General features: G+C 78.5%; 7 protein-coding genes. 5 read left to right on the forward strand and 2 right to left on the reverse strand.

The window, feature by feature from the left end; translation table 11 throughout:
* Window positions 1-4 precede the first annotated feature (4 nt).
* Window positions 5-1,396 carry a CopD family protein gene (locus ACI8AX_RS18675; protein ID WP_456551348.1) on the reverse strand — a complete coding sequence of 464 codons (1,392 nt, stop codon included), beginning with the start codon at window positions 1,394-1,396 and terminating at the stop codon, window positions 5-7.
* Window positions 1,393-1,944, reverse strand: coding sequence for a copper resistance CopC family protein (locus ACI8AX_RS18680; protein ID WP_456551349.1), 552 nt, complete (start codon window positions 1,942-1,944; stop codon window positions 1,393-1,395). Before ACI8AX_RS18680 ends, ACI8AX_RS18675 begins: the two co-directional genes overlap by 4 nt.
* Before the next feature lie 367 nt (window positions 1,945-2,311).
* Here ACI8AX_RS18680 and ACI8AX_RS18685 point away from each other — a divergent pair, with 367 nt between their 5' ends.
* From ACI8AX_RS18685 to ACI8AX_RS18705, 5 genes are all read left to right on the forward strand, one after another.
* On the forward strand, window positions 2,312-3,076 hold the full coding sequence (locus ACI8AX_RS18685) for a hypothetical protein (RefSeq protein WP_456551350.1): 765 nt from the start codon (window positions 2,312-2,314) through the stop codon (window positions 3,074-3,076).
* A 79-nt stretch (window positions 3,077-3,155) separates the two neighbouring features.
* Window positions 3,156-3,851, forward strand: coding sequence for a class F sortase (locus tag ACI8AX_RS18690; RefSeq protein WP_456551351.1), 696 nt, complete (start codon window positions 3,156-3,158; stop codon window positions 3,849-3,851).
* A gap of 192 nt (window positions 3,852-4,043) precedes the next feature.
* On the forward strand, window positions 4,044-5,219 hold the full coding sequence (locus ACI8AX_RS18695; protein WP_456551352.1) for a hypothetical protein: 1,176 nt from the start codon (window positions 4,044-4,046) through the stop codon (window positions 5,217-5,219).
* A gap of 77 nt (window positions 5,220-5,296) precedes the next feature.
* Window positions 5,297-5,968, forward strand: coding sequence for a prepilin peptidase (locus ACI8AX_RS18700; RefSeq protein WP_456551353.1), 672 nt, complete (start codon window positions 5,297-5,299; stop codon window positions 5,966-5,968).
* Between the two features lie 210 nt (window positions 5,969-6,178).
* Window positions 6,179-6,385, forward strand: coding sequence for a Flp family type IVb pilin (locus tag ACI8AX_RS18705; protein WP_456551354.1), 207 nt, complete (start codon window positions 6,179-6,181; stop codon window positions 6,383-6,385).
* The last annotated feature ends 50 nt before the right edge of the window (window positions 6,386-6,435 follow it).

Raw genomic sequence — 6,435 nt, forward strand, 5'->3', positions numbered from 1 at the left:
GGCATCAGCCCACGACGAGGACGCCGGTGAACCCGGTCGCGTGCCGGCTGGTGAACGGGTAGCTGCCCGGGGTGGCCGGCGCGCGGAACGAGGTGAGGCTCCCCGCCGGGATCCGCGCGTCGAACGAGCCGTCGTCGGCGGTGACGGTCACGTCGGCGTCGGTCGGGTTGTGCACCGTCACGACGGCGCCGGGCGCGACCGGCTCGGTCACGGTGAAGCCGGTCGGGTCGACCAGGACGGGCACCGACAGGTCGCCGTGGTCGTGCCCGGCCGGCGGCGTGAACTCCTCCGTCGCGGGCGCGGGGCCGCCCTCCGCCGCCGCGCCGGCGGCCGGAGCCGCCGGGGTCGCCGCCGCCGGGGGCGGGGAGGCCGACAGCGCCACGGCGAGCGCCACGGTCGCGAGCATCAGGCCGGTCTCGGCGGCGGCGAAGCGGCGGAAGGCCCCAGGCCGGCCGGCGGCGAGCGCGGGCAGGGCCCGGCGCCGGTGGTGCCGGCCGAGGGCGAGCAGGGCGACCAGCGCCAGCGTCTTGCCGACCAGCAGCAGGCCGTAGCCGGAGCCGAGGCCGGAGAGCAGGCCGGCGCCGTCGTCGAGCACCAGCCAGGCGGCCAGCAGCCCGGAGGCACCGACGGCGGCCGCGGCGGCCAGCGCCACCGCGCTGAACCGGGCCGCCACCCGCGGTAGCACGCCTGCCCCGCGGCCGTGCAGCAGCACGGCCAGCAGGCCGCCCACCCAGACGGCGGCGGCGACCACGTGCACCGCCAGGTTCGAGACCGCCAGGACGTGGTCGTCCTCGGTCGCCGCGTGCCCGGTGAGGACCGCGGGGAGGACGACGCCCGCGGCGGCCACGCCCAGCAGGAGCACCGCCGACCCCGAGCCGGCGGCCCGCCGCGCGCCGATCGCGACCGCGACGGCCGCGACGACGGCACCGACGGCGGCGTCCCCGGCGGGCAGGTGGAGGAGGAAGGCCCGCACCGACCCCGCGGTCAGGTCTGCCGGTGGGACACCGAGGAACGCCGCCACGGTGAGCAGGGCCTGCACGACGACGGCGGCCGCCCACGCGACCGCCCAGCCGGACGCGGCCCGCAGCGCTCGACGCGAGGCGTCGGGCAGCACCGCCCCCGGGAGCAGGACCGCGGCGAACAGCAGCGTGCCGACGGTGCCGACCGCGGCGACCCGGACGGCGAGGGTGACCGCGGGCAGGCCCCAGCCGACCAGCGGCCCCGGGTCGGCCAGGCCGCTCTCGGTGCTGTCCGGGGCGCCGCCGCCGACGAGGAGGGCCAGCACGAGCACCGCGGCCAGGGCCGCGGCCGCGGCAGCCCCGAGGACGAGGCCGGTCCGTCGGGCCGGCGGCGCGGTCTCCGGGGCAGCCGCCGGCCGGGGGAGGAGGGTGGTCATGCGCGCCTGCGCAGCTGCCGGGCCGCGACGGCCAGCGCGACGAGCAGGACGGCTCCGGCGCCGACGCCGATCCAGACCCCGGAGGACGAGGACCCGGCCGGCTCGGTGGACGACGCCTCCTGCACCGGCGCCGGGGCCCCACCGGAGGTGACCGTGAAGGACGTCGTCCCCGCGATCGGGTGCCCGTCGGCGGAGGTCACGCGCCACTCGACGGTGTAGGTGCCGGCGGGCAGGCCGGGCGCGAGCGGCTGGGTGAGCGTCGTGTCGACGACCCGGGGCTCCCCGTCGCCCACCGCCGTCCCGCCCGGTCCGGTCACCGCGACCCGGGCGCCCAGCTCCTGCACCACGCCGCTGAAGCGCAGGGCGACCTCCGCGGGCGCCGTCGCCACCGACGCGCCGTCGGCCGGCGTCGCGGCGCTCAGCTGGTCGTGCGCGGACGCGGCCGGCGCGCCGGCGACCGCCAGGACCACCAGGGCGCCGAGCGTACCGAGCAGGAGTGCGGTGGCCCGGCGGCGGCGGTGCCCGGGGTGGGTCGGCTGGAGGTCCATGCCCGGCATTCGTGCGCTCCCGTCCCAGGGGTTCGTCCCGGCGTCCTACCGGCCGCGTCGTGCGGATCCACCATGCTCGCCCGCAGGTCAGCGGTTCGCTCGGCGACAACACGGTCGTACCCGATCGGGCCGTGTGCGATTCCGAATGAACCGATGCGAGGACAGCCGGCGAACGACGTACGTGGACGGTGACCGACCCCGGTCGAGCGCCGGGGGAGCCCGTCCGGAGAGGGCCCCTTCCCCGGGTCCGCAGCACGGTCCGCACCGCGGTGCGGACGAGCCCCACCGGTGGTCCGACCAGGACGCCACCGGGACGCCTCGCCACCCCGGCGCCGGTGTCGCACCCCGAGTTCGAAGGAGAACCCTCGTGCGCAAGACCCTCGCCCTGCCCACCGTCGCCCTCGCCGCCGCGGCCTTCCCGCTGCTCACCATGACCGGTGCGTCCGCCCACGAGGGCACGCACACCTACCAGGCCGACCTCGGCGCCCTGAACCAGTCGGGCGTCACCGGCACCGGCATGGTGACCCTCGACGGGACCACCGCCACGGTGATGATCGAGGCCTCGGGCCTGCTCGCCGGCGCGCCGCACGCCCAGCACTTCCACATCGGCGCCCAGGGCCAGTGCCCGACCGACGCCGACGACACCGACGGCGACGGCTTCGTCAGCGTCTCCGAGGGCGTGCCCTACTACGGCGCGATCGGGAGCTCGCTGACCACCTCCGGGGACACCAGCCCCGACAGCGGCCTGGCGATCGACCGGTTCCCGACCGACGGGGACATCTCGTACGAGCGCACCTTCGAGGTGACCCCCGACGTCGCGGCCTCCTTCGAGGCCGGCACCGCGGTGCTCGTGCTGCACGGCGTGGACGAGGACGGCAGCGGCACCTACGACGGCACGGTCATGAGCGACCTCGACCCGTCGCTGCCCATGGAGGCCACCGCCCCGGCCGCCTGCGGCACCCTCGCCGCCTCGCAGATGGGCACCGCCCCCAGCGGTGGCGCCGAGACCGGCGGCGGCAGCACCGCCGGCATCGAGCAGCAGGCCGCCCTCGGCGTGGGCGCCGTCGCCCTCGTGGGTGCGGCCGCCGCCGGCGCCGTGGCCCACCGCCGCCGCCAGGCCGACCAGGCCTGATCCCGGACGCCGTGCCGCGCGGAGCCTCCTCCCGCGCGGCACGGCCCCGGCCGGCCCGCCCGCAGACCCGGAGGACGCAGTGACGGACGACCCGCAGACCCGGCCCCGCAGCCGCGCACCCCGCCGCTGGCTCCTCGCCGCCCTGGCCCTGGCGGTCGTCGGGGTCGTGGCGCTCGTGCTGGCACTGACCGGGCAGCAGTCCCCGCCGCAGCCGGCCTCCGGAGCCGGCGCCACCACCTCGGACCCCGCGACGCCGCCGCCCGCGCCCGGGGGGCCGCCGCCGTCGCCGGCCGGCGCCCCCGCGGTCGCCACCCCCGCGCCGGTGTCGGTCTCCCTGCCGTCGATCGACGTGACCAGCGACCTGCTCCGCCTGGGCCTCCACGACGACGGCACCGTCGAGGTGCCGCCGCTGGGCCCCGACGACCAGGCCGGCTGGTACGAGCCCGGGCCGGAGCCCGGCGCGGTCGGCCCGGCGGTGGTCCTCGGCCACGTCGACTCGGCCGAGTACGGCCCGGGCGTCTTCTACGACCTCGGCGCGCTGACCCCGGGCGACCCGGTCGAGGTCACCCGGGCCGACGGCAGCGTCGCCGTCTTCGTCGTCGACCGGGTGGAGCGCCACCCGAAGGACGACTTCCCGACGATCGAGGTCTACGGCAACACCCCCGACCCGCAGCTGCGGCTGATCACCTGCGGCGGCGCCTTCGACAGCGCCGCCGGCAGCTACGAGGACAACGTCATCGCCTTCGCCACCCTGACGGAGACCCGCCCGGCGTAGCCGTCTCCGGCGGAGAGGCACGGCTCGGCCCGGGACGTCGTCGCCTGAGCCGCGCCACGGCCCGGCTCCACGGTCGGCGGCCCGGCTCGACCCCCGGGGCCGACACGGGCACGGGCCCGGCCCGGGCCGGGCGCCACCGGTCCACCAGCGGCGGTCAAGGCCCGCACAAGGGGGTCGGGCGACCGTCGGTGCGTGCCGCACGCTCTCCGCCGTCCCCTGACCACCCTGGCCGCCGCGCTGCTGGCGGTCTCGGTCGCCGCCTGCGGAGGCGGCGACGGCGGACCCGCCGGCCCCGCGGTGGTCGAGGTGGCCGTGGTGGGCCCCGACGGGTACCCGCTCGTCCCCGCGACCGACGTGGCGCCGGCCGGCGACGGCTCCGTGGTGGTCACGCTCGACGAGCTGGACGTCTCCGCGGTCGCCCGCGTCGAGGACGGCGAGGTCGTCTCCCGGGCCCTCTTCGAGGGCAGCGCGCTCGACGTCGTGCCCCGGCCCGACGGCTCGGTCGCCGTGGTCGCCAGCCCGTACCGCGCGCGGGGTGTCCTCGTCGCCGTCGTCCCGCCGGGCGGCGAGCCGGACGAGACCCTCGACGTCCGGCCCACCACGCCCCCGACGTACCTGGGCAACGGCGCCGACGACGGCTACGCCGTCCTCGCCCCCGACGGGCGCACCGTGGTGCTGCTGCACAGCAACGGCGCCGCCCCGGTGCTCACGGCGATCGACCCGGACAGCGGGGAGGTGACCGGCACGCACCCCCTCGCGGAGTGGGTCGGCGCGGCACCGCTGGGCCTGTTCCTCACCGACGACGGCGCCGGGATGGCCGTCGTCCTCGGCGTGGAGGCACCCGGGCAGGAGCCCGCCGCCGTGGTCCTGCGGCTGCCCGGCGTCCTCCCGGGCGACCTCCCCGCCACGCCGCCGCCGGCCCAGCGCGTGCCCGGCACCGTCGTCCCCGGCGCGGCGGCCGTCGGGCCCGCCGACGAGGTCGTCCTCGTCGCGGAAACCCGGGCCGCGGGCAGCTCCACCGTGTCGCTGGTCGGCGTGCCCGCGGACGGCTCCGCGCCCACCGCCCTGGCCACCCTCCCGTCGAGCTACGAGGAGTTCCCCAACGGGTACTGGGAGGACGTGCTCGTCGGACCGGACGGGACGCGGGCCTGGGTGGCGGGCGAGGCGGGCGAGGACAGCGACGTGGCCGAGCCCGTGCTCGTCCAGGTGGACCTCACGGCCGGCACCGTCGGCCCGCTCGAGCACCTGTCGGACGCGGGCGTGACCGGCCCGATGGCGCTCGTCGGCGACACGCTCGTGATGGCCGGGTACACGACGGTGCGCCGGACGCGCGCCTCCACCTCGGTGGTCTGGTACCTGCCGACCTGACCGCGGGCCTGCCCGGGGCGCCGCCAGAGGTGTGCCAGGGTGCCCACCGTGCCCGCCCCCGACCGTGCCCGCCGCGGATGACCGCCGCGCTGGTCGCCGTGGCCGCCCTGGGCGGGCTGCTCGCCGGGGTGCTGGTGAACCGCGCCGCCGGCCGCTTCCCGTGGTCGGCCGGCGCCGGCCCCGCGGCGGTGCTCGCGCCGGGTCGCCGCGCCGTCCGCCCGCCGGGGGTGGAGGCCGGGACGGCGGTGCTCTGCGCGCTGACCGCCTGGGCCACCGGCCCGGCCGCGGAGCTGCCGGCGCTGCTGGTGCTCGCCGTCGCGGCCGTGCTGCTGGCGGTGGTCGACCTGCAGCACCGGCTGCTGCCCGACCGCGTCGTCCTGCCGGCCACGGTCCTGGTCGCTCTCCTGCTGACCGGGGCCGCGGCCGCCGGCGGCACCTGGGCGCAGCTCGGGCGCGCTTTCCTGGGGGCCGCCGTCCTGTTCGCCGTCTTCCTCGTGCTCGCGCTGCTGGCGCCCGGGCAGCTGGGCATGGGCGACGTCAAGCTGGCCGCGCTGCTCGGCCTCCCGCTGGGCTGGTTCGGCTGGCCGGCGCTGCTGCTCGGGGCGCTCGCCGCCTTCGTCGTCCAGGCCGTCGCGGCGCTGGTTCTGCTGGCGGCCCGCCGGATCACGCTGCGCAGCGCGCTGCCCTTCGGCCCGGCGATGCTGCTGGGCGCGGCCGTGGCCGTCGCGCTCGCGCTCCCGGCCGCCTGAACCGACCGGTCCCGTTCCGGCTCTCCCCGGTCGGGTGGTGACCGGCGGTGACGGCGGCCACAGGCGTGCAGGCGTGCGGGTGACGCCGTCCGCCGACGGGGTGGAAAACCCTCAAGGCCCGCAACCCGCGACCCGAAGCGCTCCCCACAGCCGCGACGGCGGGCCACCCCCGGCCCGTCCTGGCCGGCTCCACCCCCAGGGAGCACCCCCGTGTCCAACCCGTTCGCCGCGATCGTCAGCCTCTACGCCCTCGCCTCCGACCGCCTGCGCAAGGAGGAGAAGGGCGCCACCGCCGTTGAGTACGGCCTGATGGTCGGCCTGATCGCGCTGGCGATCATCGTCATCGTCGGCACCCTCGGCGGCCAGCTCTCCGGCCTGTTCAACAGCGTCGTCGAGGCCCTCCCCGGCGGCGACTGACCGCCGACCCCACCGCGTCGCCGGCGCGGCGGCCCGTCCCCCGGGCCGCC

The sequence above is a fragment of the Blastococcus sp. SYSU D00813 genome (assembly GCF_054050735.1).